The organism is Hymenobacter perfusus, from assembly GCF_003944765.1.
Lineage (GTDB): Bacteria > Bacteroidota > Bacteroidia > Cytophagales > Hymenobacteraceae > Hymenobacter > Hymenobacter perfusus.
Map to the genome: position 1 here is coordinate 1080069 of NZ_RWIU01000001.1, position 21799 is coordinate 1101867.

Here is a 21799-nt window from a genome sequence, read left to right on the forward strand (position 1 = left end):
GGCGAGAAAACGGAAGGTACGGCCCCATTTTACTAATGGATTGCGGCATTTGGCGGGTTAGGGCCTCTGCAATGGCCGGCCAGCAGGCAGGTTGCGGCAGCCTTTTTATCTTTGACAATTGACACCCTGTCAATTTTTGCCCTCTTTGTTCGTTACGATTGTATGAAATCCACTTTTCTGCTGGCGGCGGCCCTACTCCTGTGGGGCGCGGCTCCGGCCCAGGCCCAGCGCAAAGCCAAGAATACCGCCACCGAAATACCCCTGGCTACCCGGCGGCTGCAACCACTGTTCGGAGGTCTCACCCCGACCCAGGCGGAGGAGTTGCTCGGGGCTCCCTTCGTCACCAAGCTGAGCAACAGCTTTGCCTCGCGGGCCGAAGCCAGCCGCTTCTTCAGCACCAAAGGCTACGAATACCTGTCGGAAAGCCAGACTGATACGGCAGCCTACCGCTTCAACTTGGCCTGGGTACTCGACTCTAACAACGCCGACGCCTACCACGGCCTGGGCATCGTGGCCAGCAGTGCCGCTACCCCGGACCAGTCCATTGACCTGCTGACCAAGGGTCTGACGCTGACGCCTGCCAACTCGGCCCTGCTCAGCGACCTGGGCGCTACCTATCTGATCCGGTACCAGCAAACCAAGAAGAAAAAAGACCTGACTACGGGCACCGAGCTGCTGGAAAAAGCCACCGCCCAGGATGCCACCAACGCCGCCGGCTGGCAGCAGTTGGCCCGCGCCTATTACTACCAGGAGAAATATCCGCAAGCTTGGGAAGCCGTGCATAAAGGCCAGACCAGCAACCTGGCTTCTCTCGATTTCGAGCTGATCAGTGACCTGAAAGCCAAGCTGCCGGATCCGCAGGGAACCTTCAAATAAGGCGGACTCCCGATCTGCCGGGCAACACCCTGAGGCGCGGCCGCGTATGTCGGGGCTTCACCACCTATTGCTTCTACTGCGTGAATTTTCGTCCTCTCCTGCCTGCCTTCCTATTGCTTTCCGTGGCCGCGGCCCATTCTGCGCAGGCGCAGGATGCCGGCCCCGAACGCCGCCGCCGCCACTACGACGGCCAGGCCCGGGCCTTTTACCGAGGGCCGGTGCGGTTTACGGTGGGTGGCGGCGTAGGCTACTACAACGGCGACCTGACCAGCAGCCTCGGCGACCAGTTCATCGGGCCCAGCTTCACGGGTGGCATTCAGTATCAGACGCATCCGCACTGGCAGGTGGGCGGCGAGGTTTCCTACATCCGGCTGGGGGCGAAGGACTATCTGCTGGATCGGGGCCTGGCGTTTCAGGGCCATAATGTGGCGGGTATTGCCTTCGTACGCTGGGAACCGCTGCACGATGAAGGTGCCTACGCCGCGCCACGTAAGCCGGCATCCATCATCAAACCCTACCTGAAAGCGGGCGGCGGACTGGTACTGTACAGCCCCAAGGCCTTTCGGGGCACTGAGCGGCCCAACGGAAATGCCAGCACCAATTACCTGTCGGCGGAGCGGAATGATTACCCGGCCCTGGCCCTTACGTTGCCCGTAGGTGTGGGCTTCACAGTGCGCCTCACGCCCAAGCTCGGCGCCTCGCTGGAAGGCACCTACTCCTTCACTACCACCGACCAACTCGACGACATCAGTACTGTTTCGGGGCGCTCAGCATCTTCCCTGAACGATGGCTTCGGCCAACTGGAGCTGAAGCTGGAATATGCGCCTTGGGGCCGATAATACCGCCGTATTCTGACCGAAAAAGCCTGCCAACCGGCAGGCTTTTTTTGTAAACAGGTTAACCAAGATCAGACCTTCCTACACCAACGGAAAAACACAAAAGGGCCCGCCAGTTGGCGGGCCCTTTTGGTATGGTTTCGGCAACAGGTCCGACTATTCTTTCACGAACTTCTCGTGGAAGGATTTCTGGCCGTCGCTCACGGTCAGCAGGTAGATGCCTTTGGCGAGGCCGGCAACGTGGAGCTGGCCGTTCTCGAAGCGGGCGTTGCTCACGCGGGCACCGCGCAGATCAGTTACCGTAGCCGATACCACCGGAGCCTTGCTGGCCAAAGCAATGTTCAGCACATCAGCCGCAGGGTTTGGGAACACCGTAATAGCTTTCTCAATCGAGTTGCTGAGCGAGGAGCCGCCCGTGAGGCTGGCCACACCGGCCGGAGCCAAGGCCGCGCCGCCCGTGATGTTGACGGTGTAGTCTTCAGTTTCGCCGTAGCTGTAGCTGTTGCAGCTGGCAGTAGCCGAAGCGTCGCTCAGCACCACGCGCAGGCGGGTAGCTCCCGACTTGGCCGTGGTGGGTACCGTGAAGGTGCCCGTAAGCGTACCAGCACTGGCCGATGAGCCCGTCACGATGGTTTCGCCTGCGTCCAGGAAGTCACCGTCCTGGTTGTAGTCGATGTAGATGTCCCAGTACTCGGTGTAGGCCGTGGAGGCGAAGCCGGCCGAGAAACTGATGGTTTGCGAAGAACCGGCGGCAATGGAGGTAGAAGTAGCCGTGCCGTTGTAGTAACCGGCGTCAGCAGCCGAGGTGCGGGCAATGGTGCCCAGCTTCACGTAGTCGATCCACTCGTAGGCGGTGCTGGTGCCTTTCGAAGCGCAATAAGTTACTGTGGTAGGAGGAGGCGTAGTGCCACCACCGGCCGCAGCACCCACGCCTACGGCATACCAGGCGTTGGTAACGGCCGTTACCTGCGCCGAACCGGCTCCGTAGAGGTCGGTAGCCGCCGAAATGGAGGCCGTACGAGCGTTAGCATAGGTGGAAGAAGCCGTCAGGTACACGCTTTCGGTGCGGTAGGCAATTTTGGCCGCCGCATCAATGCCCGAGCCTGTTACCGAGTAGGCGCTACCGATGTCGTTGGTACCCGATCCGCCCTGGCTCAGCAGGTAGAACCAGAAGTTGAGCACGCCCGAGTTGGTGTGTACTCCGCCGTAGTCGTTGGCCTGGGTAGGCGAAGTAGTGGTGGCGCGCCAGTTGGTGCCTTTGTAGGTATCGGGCTGGCCGTAGGCGTTGGGGTTGCTCATGGAGCGCAGTGCCCCACCGGCTTTCATGATTTCCTCGCCGATAAGCCAGGTGCTTTTGCCGGTAAGGCCGTAAGTGCTCACGGCACGGGCTTCCACGCAGGCCCCCCAGATGTCGGAGAAGCCTTCATTCATAGCCCCCGATTCGTTCTGATACGTCAGGTTAGCGGTTTTCTCGCACACGGCATGGCCGATTTCGTGGCCGCACACGTCCATGGCCGTGAGGGGCTTGAATGTGCTGGCCCCGTCGCCGTAGGTCATCACCGAGCCGTTCCAGTAGGCGTTTTCGTAGCCGGCACCGCCGGGCACGTCATCAAAATGCACGTAGCTCTTGATTTTGGCCCCGGCGTTGTCGAAGGAGTTGCGGTTGTGTACCAGCTTCCAGTAATCGTAGGTGGCCTGAGCACCAAAGTGGGCGTCGCCGGCTATGTTATCGAAGTTGGCATTGTTGTATTCCGCGGCCGTCCAGTTGTTGTCGGCGTCGATGAAGTCGGTAGCCGAGGTGTAGCTGTTGCCCTTCTTGCAGTTATAAGTTTCAATGCCCAGGCCGCGGGTGTACTCCCGCAGCCGGTAGCCACCGGTGGTGGTTTCGGTGGCAAACGAGCGGGTGCCGTTGTAGGCCGTGGCAAACGTGGCCGTAGCGCCGGCGTGCTTGATGATGTTATCCTGCCCTACGATTTCGCCCGAATGGGCATCCACGTAGATATAGGCGCGGCTCAGGGGGGCTTTGGCGTACACGTTGAACTTCCAGGCCAGCGTGGGCTTACCCAGCTGGCGCGTGCTCCGCTCGTTGCGCATTACCACCAGCTCGCCCTGGGGCTTGTAGGTGGCGGCGGGGTTGTTTTCCTGCTGCTTCAGGCCGGCCTCCTCCTGGGCGTCCTGCCACATGTAGGTTTTGGCGCCCACAAAAGCCACGGCCCGCTCCAAGGCCGCCTTGGCGTCCAGGGAAGGTGTGATATTAAGACCGCGTACCCGCTCAAACTGGCCGCTGATGCTTTCCACGTTGCCCTGACGGGCGTGTACCGAGTAGGTGGCGTGCTCTACTTTGATGCCTTTGTAGTACTGTTGGTATTTCTCGTGCACGAAACCCAACTGGTCGGCTTCCGTTTTGGCTTGCACCATCTGGTCGTCGGAGGTCAGTTCCAGTTGCTCCTTCAGCACCGTGCGGGCTTCGCTGAGCTTGTAGGCAGTGCCGGCCGCGCGGAACTTCACCAGGTATGGGGTCCCGTTATCGTTGAGGTCTTTGGTCTGAACCCGGGAGAAATCCTGGGCGAGGGCCGTGGAGGTAAGGCCACCGAGCAGCAACAGCGTGGCTGCGGAGTACTTGTTGATCATACAGTGTGGTTGTGGGGGAGTGAAATTGGACCGTAGCGCGAGCAGCTTTTCAACCAGCTAAGCGACTTTATGAAATCTAATTTAATTTATTTTTAATCAAATAGGCTATTCATTGATAAATTTATCAGTTAAAGCCGCTTTACTATACAACATTTATAAAAATACATGAGTTTCGATCCGTATATCGAATTATCTGTCAATCAATTCATTAAGCTATTTTTAATCTGAATACTCTCCCGACCCTCACCCAATGTCTACTCAGCAACCACAAAATTTTAAACATTCCAAGACGCACTTCATGCAATCTTCACCTTCTGAGTATCAAAAACGCTGGACGCTTCAGGGCCAGACGGCCTTAGTAACAGGGGCTTCCAAAGGAATTGGAGCGGCCGTAGCCGAGGAATTGCTGCACCTGGGCGCAACGGTAATAGCCGTAGCCCGCACGGCCCCGGAACTGGAGCAGCAAGTGGCGCAGTGGCAGCAGCAGGGCCTGCCCGCCCACGCCCTAACCGCCGACCTGAGCACCCCGGAGGGCCGGGCGAAGGTGACGGCGGAAATAGCAGCGCGCTGGCCGCAGCTGCATATTCTGGTCAATAACGTGGGCACCAATATTCGGAAGCCCACCGTGGAATATACTTCGGAGGAATACCGCTACCTGCTGGCTACCAACCTCGATTCGGCCTGGGAGCTGAGCCGGAGCGTGCAGCCCTTGCTGGCGGCGGCCGGCAGCAGCAGCATCGTGAATATCTCCTCGGTAGCCGGCTTAGTGCACGTGCGCACCGGCTCCATCTACGGCATGACGAAGGCGGCTATGGTACAGCTTACGCGTAATCTGGCGGTGGAATGGGCCGGGCAGGGTATTCGGGTAAACTGCGTGGCGCCGTGGTACATCCGCACGCCTCTGGCCGCCACGGTGCTTCAGAACGAGGTCTTCCTGGCGGAAGTGCTCAGCCGGACGCCGCTGCGGCGCATCGGGGAGCCGGCGGAAGTAGCGGCGGCCGTGGCATTTTTGTGTCTGCCCGCCGCCGCCTACATCACCGGCCAGACCTTGAGCGTGGACGGCGGTTTCACGGTAAATGGGTTCTAAAAGGTGAGATAGTGAAATGGTGAGTTGACGTTCAATCCGCGCAAGTGGCGCAAGTAGAACGTCAACTCACCATTTCACTATCTCACTATTTCACCATTGCCCGCAGAGCGGTTTCGTAGCGAGATAGGGCCTGGTCGTCGGAGGCCAGGTAGAGGAAGGGCTCGATGAGCTCCAACTCCATCAGCAGCAGTTCACCGTCCTGGTTGAGGCCATCTACGCGGGCGTAGAGGCAGCCGGCGGCAAAGCGGCGCACAATGTCGTCGGCGGCGCGGCGCAGGTGGGCGGGAGCCTGCCGGGGCTCGATGCCGCCGCCCAGGTAGTGCTGCACCCGGAAGTCGCCCGATTTAGGCGTTTTCAGCACGCAATGGCTGTATTCGCCGCCGTAATAGAGTAATGACCACTCGCCTTCTTCCTGAATGCGGGCTTGAAACGGCTGGGCCAGAAAGTCCTCGTGCTGCAACAGCTCGGTGAGCAAGGGCTGGCGCACGGCCGTGTCTTGGCGGGTGAGCACGAAGGTATTTTTGGCCCCGCCGCTCACGGCCGGCTTAATCACCAGCTGCTCCTGCCCCATTTCGGCAAGGAGGGCCGCTGCCTCCACGGCCTGACCGCGCGGCAACAGGCGCGTGGGCACAATGCGTACGCCGGCCTGTTCCATTTCCAAGAGGTATTTCTTGTCGGCGTTCCAGCGGATGGTGGTGGCGGGGTTGAGCATGCGCACGCCCAGCTGCTGCATGCGGTCCAGCCACTCGTAAAACTCCGTTACCCGGTCAAAATAATCCCAGGGCGACTTCACCAGCACGACGTCGTAGCGCAACCAGTCAACGGCCGGGTTGCTCCAGATGCGGGGCTCCACGGTGTGGCCCTGCGCGCGCAGGTAGCGGGTGAGCAGGCTGTCTTCATCATCCACGTTGGGCGCGGCGTACTGAGCCAGACTTTCGCAGGTAACCAGGGCAATATTCATCACGGATTTAAACGAATTCATCGGACTACGCGGATTCGGGGCGGATTCGCAGAACACGCGCATGGGCTACTAGACGGCAAAGAACCTTCCGGGTTGCGCTTCGTGGCCATTGGCGGGGCCTGAAGTGAAACATCCCAAATCCGTGCAATCCGATGAATCCGCATAATCCGCGCGCTACTTTTTGGTGGCGGCCAGGTAATCGGTGGCCAGCGTGACGAGGGTGCGCACGCCCAAGGTCAGGCCGCTTTCGTCGATGAAGAAGCCGGCGGTGTGGTGCGGGGCGGTTTCGGCGGGGTTTTTCCCCTTCGGCATGCCGCCCACGAACACGAATACGCCGGGCACTTTCCCTTGGTAGAAGGCAAAGTCCTCGGCCCCGGTCACGGCTTTCTGCACCCGCACGTTGGCCGGACCGGCGGCGCGCTGCAGGCTGGGTACCATCTGCTCGGTCAGGCGCGGGTCGTTGTAGGTGATGGGGGCGTAGTTTACAATGTCGACTTCGGCGGTAGCCCCGGCGCTTTCGGCAATGCCCGTGGCGGTGCGGCGCACGGCGGCCCACACTTTCTGCTGCATTTCCTTGTTGAGGCAGCGGATGGTGCCGGTCAGCTCCACCTGCTCGGGGATGATGTTGTTGCGCACCCCGCCGTGCACCATGCCCACCGTCAGCACCACCGCATCCTCCGTCAGCTCGGCCTGGCGGCTGACGATGGTTTGCAGGCCCAGCACAATCTGGGCGGCGGTTACTACCGGGTCCACGGCCAGCCACGGGTACGCCCCGTGCGCCGATTTGCCCTTTACCTTGATGTTGAACACATCAGACGACGCCATTTCGCCCCCGGGCCGGTAGCTGAGCTGGCCGACCTCCGTCTGAGCCTGAATGTGCACCCCGAAAATGGCGTCCACCTTGGGCTTATCGAGTACGCCTTCCTTCACCATCAGACGGGCGCCGCCTTCCTGGCCGGGCAGGGAGCCTTCCTCGGCGGGCTGGAAGATAAACTTCACGGTGCCGGGCAGCTCCTGGCGCATTTTCACCAGTACTTCGGCCGCGCCCAGCAGCATGGCTACGTGGGTGTCGTGGCCACAGGCGTGCATCACGCCCACTTCCTGGCCGTTGTACTGGGTGCGGACTTTGGAGGCGAAGGGCAGGGCGTTGCTTTCCGTCACGGGCAGGCCGTCCATATCGGCGCGCAGGGCCACCACGGGGCCGGGCTTGCCGCCTTTCAGCAATGCCACCACGCCGGTGCGGGCCACGCCGGTCTGCACCTCCAGGCCCAGCTTGCGCAGATGCTCGGCCACCAGCGCGGCGGTGCGGGTTTCCTGGTTGCCCAGCTCCGGGTGCTCATGCAAATCACGCCGCCAGGCAATTACCTGGGCTTCCTGCTGAGCCGCCAGTTTGGCAATGCGCTCGGCCGGAAAGGCGGGTTTGGTCTGGGCGAAAGCGGGGGCAGCACTCAGTAAAGTAACGGCCAGGGCCGATAGGTAGCGGTGGTTCATAAGGAAGCGTTCAAGACGTAGCGGAATGCCCGGCGGCGCTGGAAGCTTGGGGCCGCCCCGGCCGGGCAATGTAAGTCTGAACCCGGCAGAATGGAAATTCCAAGCCGCTGACAGCCCGCATTACCGCCAGAAAGTTGCGCCCCGCCCGAATTTCCGATGCTTCTTTGCGACCTCCTCCCCGGCCCGACAGGCGGCAGCCTGCCGAACCGGAGCGAACATCATTCGAAGGACTGCCCTATTATGTTACCTGTTGATTCCCTGACCTGGCCGGCCGCGTGGCGGCATTCCGCTTTCCGCAGACGGCTGATAGTGGTAGTGGCACTGCTGCTGCTGCTGGCCAGTCAGTTGCCGCGCTACTTTGCCTGGGTGCAGGCCCGTCCCGGCCGCGTGCTGCCCGACCCGCTACTGGCCTGGCTGCCGGCCCACGATGTTTCGGGGGCTACGTTTGCCGTCATTTACCTGGGTATCGGGCTGGGGGTGCTGACGCTGCTATCCCGGCCGGCGCGGCTGCTGCGGGCGCTGTGGGCTTACCTGGGGCTGCATGGGCTGCGCTGCCTCACGCTGCTGCTGCTGCCGCTGGAGCCGCCGCCGGGCTTGGTGCTCCTGCGCGACCCGCTGGTGGATCAACTCATTTACGCCGCCCCCGCTCCCATCACCAAGGACCTGTTTTTTTCGGGCCACACGGCCACGCTGCTGTTGCTGGCCCTGGCCGTGCCGGCCGGCTGGCGGCGGCAGGTCCTACTGGCAGGTGCCGTAGCCATCGGCGCGCTGGTGCTGGTGCAGCACGCGCACTACACGTACGATGTGCTGGCCGCTCCGCTGTTTGTGGGGTTGGCGTGGTGGGCTAGTGGGGCGGCCGTGGAGAGAACGTCATTCCGAGCGAAGACGCAGCCGTAGTCGAGGAATCTCGCGTACTGACGTGGTTGGAAAAAGAACGTCCGGCTGAGGCGCAGTCGAAGCATCTCCCGTGCTGACGTTGCCTCAATAGCCCAGGGTTTAAACCCTGGGCTACGGAGTGATGGTCATTGGATTAGCATTGCAACATCAGCACGCGAGATTCCTCGACTGTGCTTCGCCACGCTCAGAATGACGTTCTGATTTCTCTTGTCACCCTGCCTCACTACTTCAGATGCTTCTCGTAGATGCCGGCGGCAATACGTTCCGTCAGGCTTTTGGGCACGAAGCTGGTGAGGGCGGCTGACACCTTATTCAGGGCTCCGGGAATGAGTTCGGACTCGCCGGCCAGCAGGGCCGCAATGCCGGCCTGGGCTACTTGCTCCGGTGTCATCGACACCTTGTTGGCGGTGGCCTGCAAATCGGCATTCATACCGGCACGGTCGGCGAAATCGGTGGTGGTGGCGCCGGGGCTGAGGCAGGTGACGGAGACGCCCGTTTCGCGCAGCTCATAGCGCAGGCCGCGGCTGAAGCTGAGCAGAAACGCCTTGCTGGCCGCGTAGAGCGTGAGCGTGGGCACGGCCTGGTAAGCGGCGGTGCTGGCCACGTTCAGAATGTACGCTTTCGGCTGGCGGCGCAGCACCGGGAGCAACGCGTACGTCAGCTCCACGGGCAGGTGCATGTTCAGCCGGAGCATGTTCTGCTGCTGCTCCAGCGGTAGCTCTTCAAACCGGCCCCACAGACCGTAACCCGCGTTGTTTACCAGCACGGCCAGCTCCGTAGTTTGGGCCGTGGCCCAGGCGGTGAGCTGAATGGCCGCGCCGGGCGCGGCTAAGTCCAGCGGCAGCACCCGCGCCTTCCGGCCTAGCTGCCGCACCTCGGTGGCAGCCTGCTCCAGCTGGTCTTCCGAGCGGGCCGTGAGCAGCACATCGTAGCCGCGCCGGGCCAGCTCCAGGGCCATTGCCCGCCCAATTCCGCGCGAGGCGCCGGTGATAAGTGCTGTTTTCAAGGGTGACGTTGTGAAGGGTAAAATTGTGAAGGGGGAAGTTGTGAAGGCAGAACTTTCACAACTTCCCCCTTCACAATTTCACTATTTAACCAAGTGTAAAAACCGCAGATAGAACGGGGTGGGGCTGTTTTCGTGCTTGGGCTCGTACTTGCCGGCAATGATGGGCACGTACATCACGCGGCGGCGCGAAACCTCCCCTACCAGCGGCGACTGGGCCACGCGGTGCCACATCCGGCCGTCGTGCACGGTCAGGTCGCCGGGCTCGGTTTCCACGGCTATTTCGTGGTCGTCGGGGCCTACGTCTTTGTAGTATTTCTTGCGGAAGAGGATGTCGCGCAGGCTTTGGCGGTGGGTGCCGGGAATCACGCGCAGGCCGCCGTTGGTGGCGGGCGTGCCATCGAGGTGGACGCCCACGTTCAGCATCGGCCCGATTTTCTTGCCGTAGAACACGTCCCGCAGCGAGTCGGTGTGCCAGCCCATCTGCGAGAACTCCGAGCCCGGCACGTTCACATAGTGGTTAATCACGAGGCCGTCCTTCTCGTTTTCGCCCACCCGGCCGCCCGGGGCTTCCAGCAGCGGAAACAGCGCCCGAAAACGCGGATCCTGCAAGAACTCGTGCAGCACCGGGCTGTGGTGGGAAGCAAAGGCAAACCGCTGCACAATGGGCGAGCCGTCCACGTCGCGGCCGTATTTGATGGGGACACCGTTGACTTTCTTCACGTCTTCAGCCAGCCAGCGACGCTGCACGTCTTCGGAGGCGCGCAGCAGATCGGCTACGGTATCCGGCGAAACGAAGCCCCGGAAATGCAGAAAACCATAGCGTTGAAAGAAATCCAGCTGTTCCGGAGTCAGGCTTTCGCCCAGCGTAAAGCGCGGATAATGTTGTTGAGGGGACATAAGCAGAGGCGGTCAGATAACGCGCCTGATGAGGCAGGGGCAAAGATACGACGCCAAACCGGCCGATTGGCATGAATTGCCAACCCGGGTTAGCCCGGCTCCGGTCCGCAAGATGGGCGGCGGCCGGTGAAGAACGAGTGAACCAAACCGCAAAGCGGGCGTTTGGTTTTGCCGGGGTTGCGTACCTTCGCCGGGTATAGCTGGTGCTCTCCCAACCCTCGTCGCGCATGAAACGACTTCTGCTTCCGGTGCTGCTGCTGCTGAGCGTGGTAGCTGCGCCCGCCGGGCAGGCCCAGACTGCGCCCTCCCGCCTCGTGCCGTTCCGGCAGGGTACCCGCTGGGGCTACGCCGACCACACCCGCCGGCTGGTACTGCCCGCCCGCTTCGATGAGGCTGGCCCCTTCGTGGAGGAAATTGCCTGGGTGCGACTGGGCCAGCTCTACGGCTACATTGATGGCGGCGGCAACCCCGTAACGCCCGTACAGTACACCCGTGCCGGCAACTTCCGCCAGGGCCGGGCCACCGTGGAGCAGGCCGGCGAAACGTTCGACATTGGCGTAACCGGCCGTCGCCTCACCGAGTCCGCCCCGCCCGAACCCGAGGAGGAACCGCTGGAACAGGGCGACGTGGTGCGCAAGGATGGCAAAGTAGGCTTCCGCTTCACCGTAGGCACGGCCTCGGTACCGGCCATTTACGACGAAATCCGGGACAACTACAACGGCCTGCTGTTCGTGCGCATGGCCGATAAGTGGGGCGTTATCAACGGCAAGGGCAAGCTGGTGCAGCCGGTGCAGTACCAAACCATCCGGCTTACCGGCAACCTCGCGTTTCCGGTGGTGCAGCTGGCCGGCCTGTTCGGCTACCTTGATGCCGAGGGCAACCGCCTCACTGATATCCGCTACCGCCAGGCCGAGCCGTTTGCCGAAGGCGTGGCCCGTGTGCAACTCCCCGACGGCCAGATCGGCTACCTGGATGCCAGCGGCCGGGAGTTCTGGGAGGAAGCCCCCACCAGCGGGCAGTAGGCCGGTGTATCTTTTGGCTGCTAAGACGCTGCTCCCGTTTTTCGGGCGTTGACTACTTGTGCCGATACCGCAGCAACTGAAATCGGTCAGCAGCCGGAAATATCAATAGCCGTTTCTATACCGTTTATATTCCGCATCTTATCCTTCCGATTATGCTACCGCTCCCCATCCTTAACGTCCGCCTTAGCGCCTGCTCCGAAGACTGGCAGCAGATGACGCCCACCGCCCAGGGCCGCCACTGCGCCCAGTGCCGTCGCACGGTCCTCGATTTCACCGAAGCCACCCAACCGGAGCTGGAAGCCGCGTTCCGAGACTCCCCCGACGGCCGGGTGTGCGGCCGTTTCTGGCCGGAGCAGCTGGCCCTGGAGCAACCCGCCCCGTTACCGCGCCGCGTGGCCCTGCGCCCCCGGCAGCGGAAGTTTCTGGTGGCGCTGCTGCTGGTATGCGGGCTGGGGCTGTCGGCGCGGGAGGCGGTGGGGCAGGCTGCTCTTTGCTTTAAGCCGGGGCAAAACGAGTTATTTGAGCCGCTTGCTGACGTAACGGCCGCTGCCATGGGATTAGAAAAACCATCAACTGTTGAGCACTCTGCATCATTGCCATTCGTAGGAATGGTAGTGGAGCGAATGCCGGAGTTTAAAGGCGGGCAGAAAGGCGTGCTGTCCTTTTTGCAGCAGAACCTGCACTATCCTGACGGAGCGACTTCTGCCGGGAGGATTTTGGTCACTTTCACCGTGGCAGCTAATGGTCGGGTTAAAGACGCCAGCATTGTTAAAGGTCTGGAACCACTGCTGGACCAGGAAGTACTGCGAGTTATTGAGTTGATGCCAGCCTGGCAACCGGGAAGCCAACGCGGTAAGGCTGTTGATATTCGGTATACAGTGCCCGTAACCTTTACCTCTCAGGACGATGAATAGGCTATTGTCACCTCCACTGATTGTGTTTCTGTGGCTTCTCAGCTACCACACCATAGCCCAAGCCATTCCAGCAAAGCCTAATTCACCTTTGCCATTCGGCTTCATCCTGGGTGACGCATTGTTTCACTGCTCCGGTTGCAAGTATCCGGTCTATAAAGATGGTGGAGTTGAGGGCATGCTTCGCGCCATTAGCAAAAACGTGCGCTTCCCTGAGCACCTGCAACGGGACGAAAGAGTCTTTGTGCAGTTCACGATTGATGAACACGGACGGGTACGCAACGCTGTGGTAAAACAGCGCCTACAACCCGATGCCGATTCAGCTGCCGTGCAGGCCGTCCGGCTGCTGGGCGAATTTACCCCGGCGCTGGATACACACGGCCGGCCAATAGCGGTAAGGCAAACAGTGCCGGTTACATTTCAACTCAAATAGTGGTATGCACCGGTTTGCCCTTTTCGCCCGTGTGCTGCTTATCCTCGGCCACGGCGCCACTGCCCAAGTAGCTCCAGCAGCATTTGACACCACTGACTTTCATCAACTGGCACCACTAACAACGGCTACCCGTACTCACTACCAAGTACCCTACAGGGGTACGGGAATATATATCGAACAGATGCCCACATTTGAAGGGGGCATTGAAGGATTGCTCTGTTTCCTTCACCAAAATAACCAATTAAGCCAACCAGGAAATGAATACCCATCCGGTAAGGTATTTGTTGGATTCATCGTTGATACTGCGGGCCATGTACAAGGTGCACAGATTTTAAAAGGTCTACATCCAGCCCTGGACGCCGAAGCACTGCGGCTGGTAAACCTACTGAGCGGACGCTTTACGCCAGGCCGCCAAAACAAACGGCCGGTTGCCGTTCCCTTTACTCTACCGATTCAATTTCCGGCGACGATGCCCACCGGCAGAAAGCAGCTTAAACGTTTTAAACGCTGTGCTTCATCTTTTACGGCTAATACCCGTTGAGCTATCCAAAACCTTTCTATTTTCCGCTCCCGTAGCCCCCCCACTCAACTTCTCCCGCCCTATGCTTTTCACGCCCAGCCCCATGCTGCTTAAGCTGCTGTATACCCGCGGCAGCCTCCACAATACGCCCGAGGGCGTGGCCTTCAGCATCAAAAACCGCCTCGATACCGTGCGCATTACCCGTGTGGAGGCCGTGGTGCTGGATGGTAAGCGCATTGGCGTGGAAGAAATTGCCCTCGACCTGGGCGGCGGCGACGTGCGGCCGGCCACCACTTTCAATGCCGATGCCACTGGGTTCACCCTGCCGGTGGGTCAGTCGGCCACCTTCCACCTGCATACCGAGCCGCTGCCGGAAGGCATGCACAAGGTGCAGGTGCAGTTTTCGGCTGATCCGTTCGGAGAGTTGACGGTGGAGGTGGAAGATTCCATTACCAATCTGCCAGCCCAGGGCCACAAGATTCCGCGCTCCGAGGAGGACGATTACTCGGACGAGGCCATCCAGACCCGGCAGCGGTTCGCCGAGGAGTTTTCGGGCCAGCAGTTTCAGCACCTCAAGCACTACTCCTTCGATGCCCACGATTTGCAGGGCAACTGCGAGCATTTCACCGGCGTGGCCCAGATTCCGGTGGGCCTGGCCGGGCCGCTGCACGTGAACGGCGAGCACGCCCAAGGCGACTTCCTGATTCCGCTGGCCACCACCGAAGGCACGCTGGTAGCCAGCTACAACCGCGGCATTCAGCTCCTGAACCTCTGTGGCGGCGTGAAATGCACCGTCATCGGTGATGCCATGCAACGCGCCCCGGTGTTCGTGTTCGACGATGCGCGCGGGGCCCGGGATTTTGGCAAGTGGGTGGAAGACGAAATCGAGAAGATCCGGCCCGAGGCGGAAAGCACCTCCCGCGTGGCCAAGCTCCAGTACATCGACACCTACCTGGCGGGCAAATTCGCCTACCTGCGCTTCAATTATAGCACCGGCGACGCGGCGGGCCAGAACATGGTGGGCCGCGCCACCTTCGCGGCCTGCTCCTGGATTCTGGAGCACTACAAGGGCGCGCCCATCCGCCACTTCTACCTCGAAAGCAACTTTGCCACAGACAAAAAGGCCTCCCAGATCAACGTGATGCGCACCCGGGGCAAGCGGGTGGTAGCGGAGGCCGTCATCAAGCGCGACATTTTGCAACAACGCATGCGCGTAACGCCCGAGCAGCTGGCCTACCACGGGCAGGTCAGCAACGTGGGCGCGTTCATCTCGGGGGCCAACAACAACGGGGCGCACTCGGCCAACGGCATCACGGCCATGTTCATTGCCACCGGCCAGGACGTGGCCAATGTCTCGGAATCCTCGGCTGGGGTACTCTACTCCGAAATCACCCCGGAAGGCGACCTGTACATCAGCATGACGATTCCCTCGCTGATTGTAGCCACCCACGGCGGCGGCACCGGCTTGGCCACCCAGAACGAGTTCCTGCGGATGTTGGGCTGCGTAGGCCGGGGTACCGTCAACAAATTCGCCGAAATAGTAGCCGGCGTAGTACTGGCCGGTGAGCTCAGCCTGGGCGCCGCCATCAGCAGCTCCGACTGGGTCAGCAGCCACGAGCAATACGGCCGGAATCGGTGATTTAGTGATTTAGTGAAATGGTGAGTGGCCGTTCTGTCGGCGCGAAATGCGCTATCAGAACGGCCACTCACCATTTCACTAAATCACCGTTACAGCGGGTCGGCGGTTACTTTGAAGCGGGAATCCGTGCGGATGGTAATGTCGCGGCTGATGGGCTTGCGGATGCGGGCTTCCGTGGACAGCGTGTAGCTGCTGGCTTTGATGTATTTGTCCAGCTTCTCCTTGGTGGGCGTGAGCTGGATGGTGTTGACGCCGGTGGGAATGTTGTCCTGAGAAGCCAGCAGAATCCGGTCACTGTTGTCGGTGCTGATGTACAGGTTGATGCTTTGCAGGAAGTCGAAATTCTCGGCGGTGGGGTCGGTGACGGTGAGCGTGAGGCGGTCCAGCTTCACGTCCTTCACCAGATTGGCGCTGGTGTTTTCGTTTTTGAACTTCTCATCGGAACGGGTGGGCACGGCAATGGGCGTGAGCGGCACCACCTGCCCGATGGGGAAGTTGCTGGCAATCTTCACCGACTGCGAGTCCTCGATGTAGAACGTCAGCAGATCGGCAATCTTGTCGCAGCTGCTCAGAAAGGCTAGTACCAGAAGCACTGGGGCCAGAAACAGGATTTTTTTCATGGGTTTTGCAATTTAGCCGAAGGTACGAAGCGTCTGTTTTCCCGGTTTGTCCGACACCCTGAAGCCTCGTATTTACCGCATAAACTGAACCGATTAGTCGATAAAACCGGAACCGGGACGCTAGTTGCCTAACGTCCCGGTTCCGGTTTTCGCGTGGTACGCGCTTAATCCATCATATCCGCCGCCCGCGGCGGGTCGGGCACGAAGCCAGGCTGCCAGCTCATGGGGTAGCGCGGGTCCACGTAGGGCAAAGCGGCCTCGGTTAGGTAGAGCGGCCGGAACGTGTCGAGCATCACAGCCAGCTCGTGGGTTTCCTTTTTGCCGATACTGGCCTCCACGGTACCGGGGTGCGGGCCGTGCGGAATGCCGCTGGGATGCCAGGTAAACGAGGCCAGATCCACGCCCTTGCGCGACATGAAGTTGCCCGCCACGTAATACAGCACCTCGTCGGAATCGACGTTGGAGTGGTTGTAGGGCGCCGGAATAGCCAGCGGATGATAATCGAACAGACGCGGCACGAAGGAGCAGATGACGAAGTTGTTGCCCTCGAACTGCTGATGCACGGGTGGCGGCTGGTGAATGCGGCCGGTAATGGGCTCGAAATCGTGGATGCTGGTGGCATACGGGTAGAAGTAACCGTCCCAGCCCACCACATCAAAGGGCGAGTGGCCGTACACCAGCGTGTGCAGCAGCCCGTCCTTTTTCACCCGCACCTCGTACTCGCCCGACTCGCGCACGTCATTCTCCACCAGCTCCGAGGGTCCCCGAAAGTCCCGCTCGCAGTAGGGCGCGTGCTCCAGCAGCTGCCCGAAGTGGTTGCGGTAGCGGCGGCAGGTTTCAATAGGGCTGAACGACTCAATAATGAGCAGGCGCACAGGGCCTTCCTCGAAGTGCATCTGGTGAATGATGGTGCGCGGAATCACCACGTAGTCGCCGGGTTCGAAGGCCAGCTTACCCAGCTGGCTCCACAATTCCCCCCGGCCCTCATGCACGAAAATCACCTCATCGGCCAGCGCGTTCTTGTAGTAGTAATCCATGCGCAGCTCCGTGGGGTTGCAGATGCTCATGGTCACGTCGGCATTGCCGAGCAGCGTCTGACGGGCCTGGAGGTAGTCGCCGCCGGTGCTGGTCTGGGCCAGGGTGCGCAGGTGGGCGGGCTCCAGGGGCCGGTCTTTCAGCAGCTTGGGCGCGTAGGGCTGGGGCGTGCCCACGCGCTTGATTTCGGTGGGCGCGTGCCGGTGGTAGAGCAATGACGAGACGCCGTGGAAGCCCAGGGTGCCCACCAGTTGCTCGTGGTAGAGGGAGCCGTCGGGCTGGCGGAACTGGGTATGGCGCTTGCGCGGAATCTGGCCTAAGCGTTGATAGAAGGGCATACGGGTGGGAAAGTTCGGGTGGGAAACAAGCGGAGGATGCCGGCTGGAAGATACAAGGTTTGCCGCTGACGTGGTGGCACCTACCACCACCGGCCGCCCGACGCTGGCTACCTTACCTTTACGTAACGGTGGCGCCGGCAACTTTTTCGGCTTGTTTCGGCTTTTCCCGTTGCCCGGCCCACGTGCCCTCCTTGCTATGCTGTCATTTCTGCTCCCTTTGCTCTCATTTCTGGCACCCGATGCGCCGGCCGCACCCGCGCCCCGCAGCCGTACGTTCACCTTTACGTACGCGGCCACCGTGCCGCCCCTGCCCGCCGGCACCGACTCGGTGGAGCTGTGGCTGCCAATGCCCCACCCCGATGCCTCCCAGCAAGTCAGCGGTCTGACGGTGAGAACTACCGTGCCTTACACGGTGCGCACCGGCCAGTACGGCAACCAGCTGCTGCACCTGAAAGTGGCCGTCGCCCAAGCAGCCAATCTGCGGGTGGAAATGCAGCTGGAAGCCACCCGCCAGGAGCATCTCAACCCGTATCTGACCAGCGCCGCGCCCAAAAAAGCGCGCCGCACCGAAGCCGCCGACCCCGACATGGCCCGCTGGCTCCAGCCCGACCGCCTCGTGCCGCTCGACGATAAGATCAAGCAGTGGGCCCAGGAAGTAGTAACGAAAGCCCAAGCCAAAACCGACCTAGAAAAAGCCCGGGCCATCTACGAGCACGTGGTCAGCACCGTCACCTACGACAAAACCGGCCAGGGCTGGGGCCGGGGCGACATCTACTACGCCTGCGACGCCCGCCGCGGCAACTGCACCGATTTTCACGCCGTGTTCATCGGCTACTGCCGGGCCGTGGGCATTCCGGCGCGCTTCAGCATCGGGTTTCCGCTGCCGCCCGAGCGGGGTCAGGGTGAAATCAAGGGCTACCACTGCTGGGCTGAGTTCTACACACCGGCCACCGGCTGGGTACCCGTCGATGCCTCCGAAGCCGCCAAAAACCCCGCCCGCCGCAACTACTTCTTCGGCGCCCACGACGAAAACCGCCTGGAGTTCACCCGAGGCCGCGACTTGGTGCTCGCGCCCCGTCAGGAAAGTGCCCCGCTCAACTACTTCATCTACCCCTACGCCGAAGCTGACGGCAAGCCGCTGACGGGCATTCAGCAGACCTTCCGGTTTCAAGATGTGAGGTAATGCAGCCCAGCCAGACGCAAAAGGCCCGCCATGTACTGAGCATAGCGGGCCTTTCGCGTTTGTTATGAACCTGGAACGTCATGCTGAGCTTGCCGAAGCATCTCTACCTCTGGCTAACTTTTTTGATTAGCACTGCAGTAGAGATGCTTCGGCAAGCTCAGCATGACGTTCTGTTTTTTTCGAAACGGCCTCTAATCGAGTCTCCACCCGGCTACTTCTCCAACAGCCCCAGCATCACGGGGTTGTTGGGTTCCTGCACGGCTTTCAGGGCCTGCTGCATCTCGGCGTCGTCTTGGTTCAGCACCTGGAAATAAGCAGGTTTGCCGTAGGCGTTGCGGGCAATGAGGGCTTTGAGCTGGGTGCGCAGCAGCGGCGAGCTGCGGCGCAGGCCGGCGGCATCGGCCGGCACGCCATTCTGGGCGGCGCGGGCGGCCAGCTGCTGCAGTTGGGCATCTCCTATTTTGAACGTCTCCCTGAACTGCTCGAAGCGCAAAGCTTCCAGCTCGTCTTTGTGCTCCTGGTAGTACGTGAGGGCGAATTCGCGCACTAAGTTATTGCTCTGCAGGCGGGTGTAATACGCCGAGTAAGCCGAAGTGTCGCGGGGCACGAACAGGTCGGGCATGATGCCGCCGCCGCCGTACACGGTGCGGCCGTGGGCGGTGCGGAACTTCAGCGAATCGGCGAAGTGGATGCTGTCGGCGTGGAATAGCTCGCCGTGGCGCAGGCGGTTCTGCAGGTCCTTCTCGTACTCGCCCAGCCCGCCCCGGTAGGACTTCTGGATGCTCCGGCCCGAGGGCGTGTAGTAGCGGGCAATGGTCAGGCGCAGTTCCGAGCCGTCGTTGAGGGCAATGGGCTGCTGCACCAGGCCTTTGCCGAAGGTGCGGCGGCCTACCAGCACGGCCCGGTCGTGGTCCTGCAGGGCACCGGCCAGCACTTCGGCCGCCGAGGCGCTGCCTTCATCCACCATTACCACCAGAGAGCCTTCCTCAAACTCGCCGGCCACCCGCGAAAACGTCTGGGTGTCGTACTGGTCGCCCTTGCCGTCGGTGTACACAATCTTCTTGGTGCCCCCGATGAACTCGTCGGCCATTTTGGTGGCGCGGTCGAGGTAGCCGCCGGGGTTGCCGCGCAAATCCAGCACGAGGCGCGTGAGGCCCTGCCGGCGCAAGTCGCCCAGGGCCGATTTAAATTCATCGTAAGTGCCGCTGGCGAAGCGGCTTACTTTGATGTAGCCGGTCTGGTTATCCACCATGTAGGCCACGTCCACGGAGGCGTTGGAAATGCGGTTGCGCGTTACCTGTACGTTCAGAGGGCGGGCCAGGCCGCGGCGGGTAATCTGGAGGGTGACGCTGGTGCCGCGGGGGCCGCGCAGCTTCCCGAACATCTGCTCGGTGGTCAGGTGCACGCCCGATACCCGCTGCCCGTTCACGGCCAGAATCCGGTCGCCGGGCTGCAGGCCGGCCTGTTCGGCGGGGCCTTCGCTGAGCGGGGCCACCACCGTCACGGTGTCCCGGAACAGGTTAAACTCCACTCCGATGCCGTCGTAGTCGCTTTGCAGAAAGGAAGATGCCTGCTGCTGCTGCTTGGCCGGAATGAACACCGAGTGCGGATCGAGGCGCTCCAGCATGCGGCTGATAGCGTAATCCGACAGCTCCTCGGCATTTACCGAGTCCACGTAGTCGCGGTCCACGTAGCTCAGGATTTCTTTGAACTTTAAGTAGCCACGGGCCGTGAGGTCGGGGTTCTGATCGGAAGGCCGGAACGGATTTGCCCCCAGCAGAATGCCGCAGGCCAGCATCAGGCCCAACAGCCACGGCTGACGCACCTGCCACCGGAAATTACGCGGGGTCGGCTCCGACGCGGGTAGCGGCGAGTCGTTCGGCTCGGTGGTCATAACGCGTTGAGAGAGTAGTTGTTCAGTCGATAATCAGGAATCCACACTACGGACAGGTCTTCAAAACTATTGAAACTTTTCCAAGAAAGCCACGCTACGCATAGAGGTATAGGCATTTTCCAATAACAGTACAATTTAATATTCCCCCAAGTCAATTACCATTCATTAGTGACGGTTTTATCCGGCAATAAAAGGGCTTGATACTGAGCGTGCTGCAAATATTATTTTATCATTTTAGAAAGGCGCGGGTATCTCGTTCAACAGGCCGGTTTTGCCGGTAAACTACGGGAACCACCCCGCTGTCAGATTGCGGTGGTTGGCAAGTGGGTAGCACCTTTCGGGGTGGGTGTCGTATCTTTGGGGCGCGGCTCCGGCTAACCGGCTGATTGGCCGCCGCTTGGCTTTCTACTTAGTTCTTTTTGCGATGGGCCGAATTCTTGCCATCGATTACGGCCATAAGCGCGTGGGGCTGGCCGTGACGGACCCGCTCCAGCTCATCGCCACCCCGCTCGAAACCATTCACAGCCAGGACCTGCTGGCCTACCTCAAGGCCTACCACCAGCGCGACCCGCTGGATGCCCTGGTGATTGGCATGCCGAAAAACCTCCAGAATGAAGCCACCGACTCGACCAGCGCCGTAGTAGGCGTGGTGCGGCGGCTGCGCAAGGAGTTTCCGGGCGTGCCCGTGCATGAGATTGACGAGCGGTTTACCTCCCGGATGGCCCACGCCGCCATGCTGGCCGGGGGCCTGGGCAAAAAAGACCGCCGCGACAAAGCAACCGTAGACAAGGTGGCCGCCACCATCATTCTGCAATCCTACCTCGAATCCCGATGATTTACCCCATTGTTGCCTTCGGCGACCCGGTTCTCAAAACGCCCGCCAAACCCCTGGCGGCCGATTACTCCGCCACGGAGCTGAAGCAGATTATTGCCGACATGTACGCCACCATGTACCACGCCAGTGGTGTGGGCCTGGCCGCGCCGCAGGTAGGCAAAAGCATCCGCCTGTTCGTTATCGACTCCACCCCGATGATGGATGAGGATGAAGATGGCAACCCCATTATTGAGGAGCCCACGGCCGGCCCGGTAAAGCGCGCCTTCATCAACCCCGTGATGGTAAGCGAAACCGGGGAGGAATGGGCCTTTGAGGAAGGCTGCCTGAGCATTCCCGGCGTGCGCGAGAAAGTGGTGCGCCATGCCACCATCGTGCTACGCTACGAGGATGAAAACCGCCAGCAACAAGAGGAAACCTTTACCGGCATGACCGCCCGCGTAATCCAGCACGAGTACGACCACCTGGAGGGCGTACTGTTCACTGACTACGTGTCGGGGCTGAAGAAGCAGCTGCTGAAGGGCAAGCTGGCCCGCATCAGCAAGGGCGACGTGAATGCCGACTACCGCATGCGCTTCGCGGGCCAGGGCCGGCGGTAGGCGGCAATTATTTAACTGCAGAAAAGGCCCACGGTATTGCGCCGCGGGCCTTTTGCGTATGCTGATGGCCCGTGTATTTCGGGCACCGGCG

At 61.1% G+C, this 21799-nt stretch carries 20 protein-coding genes; 12 read left to right on the top strand and 8 right to left on the bottom strand.

The annotated features are described in order from the left end of the window. Nucleotides 1-162: 162 nt before the first annotated feature. On the top strand, nucleotides 163-876 hold the full coding sequence (locus EI293_RS04665) for a tetratricopeptide repeat protein (RefSeq protein ID WP_125435964.1): 714 nt from the start codon (nucleotides 163-165) through the stop codon (nucleotides 874-876). An 80-nt stretch (nucleotides 877-956) separates the two neighbouring features. Next, complete coding sequence (locus EI293_RS04670) at nucleotides 957-1715, top strand: outer membrane beta-barrel protein (protein ID WP_170170241.1); 759 nt, start codon at nucleotides 957-959, stop codon at nucleotides 1713-1715. A 153-nt stretch (nucleotides 1716-1868) separates the two neighbouring features. Here EI293_RS04670 and EI293_RS04675 read toward each other — a convergent pair whose 3' ends face one another. Then, a complete protein-coding gene (locus tag EI293_RS04675; RefSeq protein ID WP_125435966.1) occupies nucleotides 1869-4343 on the bottom strand; it encodes a M4 family metallopeptidase in 2475 nt (824 codons plus the stop codon). 298 nt (nucleotides 4344-4641) lie between these two features. Here EI293_RS04675 and EI293_RS04680 point away from each other — a divergent pair, with 298 nt between their 5' ends. Beyond that, nucleotides 4642-5430, top strand: a complete 789-nt coding sequence (locus EI293_RS04680; RefSeq protein ID WP_125435967.1) for an SDR family oxidoreductase — start codon at nucleotides 4642-4644, stop codon at nucleotides 5428-5430. An 85-nt stretch (nucleotides 5431-5515) separates the two neighbouring features. On the opposite strand, the gene EI293_RS04685 is transcribed toward EI293_RS04680, so the two are convergent. Both EI293_RS04685 and EI293_RS04690 read right to left on the bottom strand, forming a co-directional pair. Continuing rightward, a complete protein-coding gene (locus EI293_RS04685; RefSeq protein ID WP_246010526.1) occupies nucleotides 5516-6412 on the bottom strand; it encodes an ATP-grasp domain-containing protein in 897 nt (298 codons plus the stop codon). 153 nt (nucleotides 6413-6565) lie between these two features. After that, a complete protein-coding gene (locus EI293_RS04690; protein ID WP_125435968.1) occupies nucleotides 6566-7882 on the bottom strand; it encodes an amidohydrolase in 1317 nt (438 codons plus the stop codon). A 240-nt stretch (nucleotides 7883-8122) separates the two neighbouring features. On the opposite strand from EI293_RS04690, the gene EI293_RS22040 reads away from it, so the two are divergent. Then, nucleotides 8123-8779 (top strand): phosphatase PAP2-related protein, encoded by a 657-nt coding sequence (locus EI293_RS22040; protein WP_170170242.1) that lies wholly within the window; start codon nucleotides 8123-8125, stop codon nucleotides 8777-8779. Between the two features lie 223 nt (nucleotides 8780-9002). Here EI293_RS22040 and EI293_RS04700 read toward each other — a convergent pair whose 3' ends face one another. Both EI293_RS04700 and EI293_RS04705 read right to left on the bottom strand, forming a co-directional pair. Further along, entirely contained in the window at nucleotides 9003-9785 is a 783-nt protein-coding gene (locus EI293_RS04700; RefSeq protein WP_125435969.1) for an SDR family NAD(P)-dependent oxidoreductase, read from the bottom strand. A gap of 81 nt (nucleotides 9786-9866) precedes the next feature. Next, nucleotides 9867-10682: a phytanoyl-CoA dioxygenase family protein gene (locus EI293_RS04705; protein WP_125435970.1), complete on the bottom strand. Its 816-nt coding sequence runs from the start codon at nucleotides 10680-10682 to the stop codon at nucleotides 9867-9869. 227 nt (nucleotides 10683-10909) lie between these two features. Here EI293_RS04705 and EI293_RS04710 point away from each other — a divergent pair, with 227 nt between their 5' ends. The 5 genes from EI293_RS04710 (at nucleotide 10910) to EI293_RS04730 (ending at nucleotide 15207) form a co-directional block, all read left to right on the top strand. Next, on the top strand, nucleotides 10910-11704 hold the full coding sequence (locus EI293_RS04710; RefSeq protein ID WP_125435971.1) for a WG repeat-containing protein: 795 nt from the start codon (nucleotides 10910-10912) through the stop codon (nucleotides 11702-11704). A gap of 152 nt (nucleotides 11705-11856) precedes the next feature. Then, nucleotides 11857-12618 carry an energy transducer TonB gene (locus EI293_RS04715; protein ID WP_125435972.1) on the top strand — a complete coding sequence of 254 codons (762 nt, stop codon included), beginning with the start codon at nucleotides 11857-11859 and terminating at the stop codon, nucleotides 12616-12618. Beyond that, entirely contained in the window at nucleotides 12611-13048 is a 438-nt protein-coding gene (locus EI293_RS04720; RefSeq protein ID WP_125435973.1) for an energy transducer TonB, read from the top strand. Before EI293_RS04715 ends, EI293_RS04720 begins: the two co-directional genes overlap by 8 nt. Before the next feature lie 31 nt (nucleotides 13049-13079). Beyond that, nucleotides 13080-13589 (top strand): energy transducer TonB, encoded by a 510-nt coding sequence (locus tag EI293_RS04725; RefSeq protein WP_170170243.1) that lies wholly within the window; start codon nucleotides 13080-13082, stop codon nucleotides 13587-13589. 61 nt (nucleotides 13590-13650) lie between these two features. Further along, nucleotides 13651-15207: a hydroxymethylglutaryl-CoA reductase gene (locus EI293_RS04730; RefSeq protein WP_125435975.1), complete on the top strand. Its 1557-nt coding sequence runs from the start codon at nucleotides 13651-13653 to the stop codon at nucleotides 15205-15207. A gap of 89 nt (nucleotides 15208-15296) precedes the next feature. Here EI293_RS04730 and EI293_RS04735 read toward each other — a convergent pair whose 3' ends face one another. Continuing rightward, entirely contained in the window at nucleotides 15297-15827 is a 531-nt protein-coding gene (locus EI293_RS04735; protein WP_125435976.1) for a hypothetical protein, read from the bottom strand. A gap of 164 nt (nucleotides 15828-15991) precedes the next feature. Further along, nucleotides 15992-17200, bottom strand: a complete 1209-nt coding sequence (locus EI293_RS04740; RefSeq protein WP_125435977.1) for a homogentisate 1,2-dioxygenase — start codon at nucleotides 17198-17200, stop codon at nucleotides 15992-15994. A 217-nt stretch (nucleotides 17201-17417) separates the two neighbouring features. On the opposite strand from EI293_RS04740, the gene EI293_RS04745 reads away from it, so the two are divergent. Continuing rightward, nucleotides 17418-18383, top strand: a complete 966-nt coding sequence (locus tag EI293_RS04745) for a transglutaminase-like domain-containing protein (RefSeq protein ID WP_246010527.1) — start codon at nucleotides 17418-17420, stop codon at nucleotides 18381-18383. 211 nt (nucleotides 18384-18594) lie between these two features. Here EI293_RS04745 and EI293_RS04750 read toward each other — a convergent pair whose 3' ends face one another. Further along, a complete protein-coding gene (locus tag EI293_RS04750; protein ID WP_125435979.1) occupies nucleotides 18595-20277 on the bottom strand; it encodes a S41 family peptidase in 1683 nt (560 codons plus the stop codon). Nucleotides 20278-20701: 424 nt separating this feature from the next. Here EI293_RS04750 and ruvX point away from each other — a divergent pair, with 424 nt between their 5' ends. Then, the gene (ruvX, locus tag EI293_RS04755) at nucleotides 20702-21112 is read left to right on the top strand and encodes a Holliday junction resolvase RuvX (protein WP_125435980.1); all 411 of its coding nucleotides are present in this window, start codon (nucleotides 20702-20704) and stop codon (nucleotides 21110-21112) included. After that, entirely contained in the window at nucleotides 21109-21708 is a 600-nt protein-coding gene (gene def / locus EI293_RS04760) for a peptide deformylase (RefSeq protein WP_125435981.1), read from the top strand. Before ruvX ends, def begins: the two co-directional genes overlap by 4 nt. The last annotated feature ends 91 nt before the right edge of the window (nucleotides 21709-21799 follow it).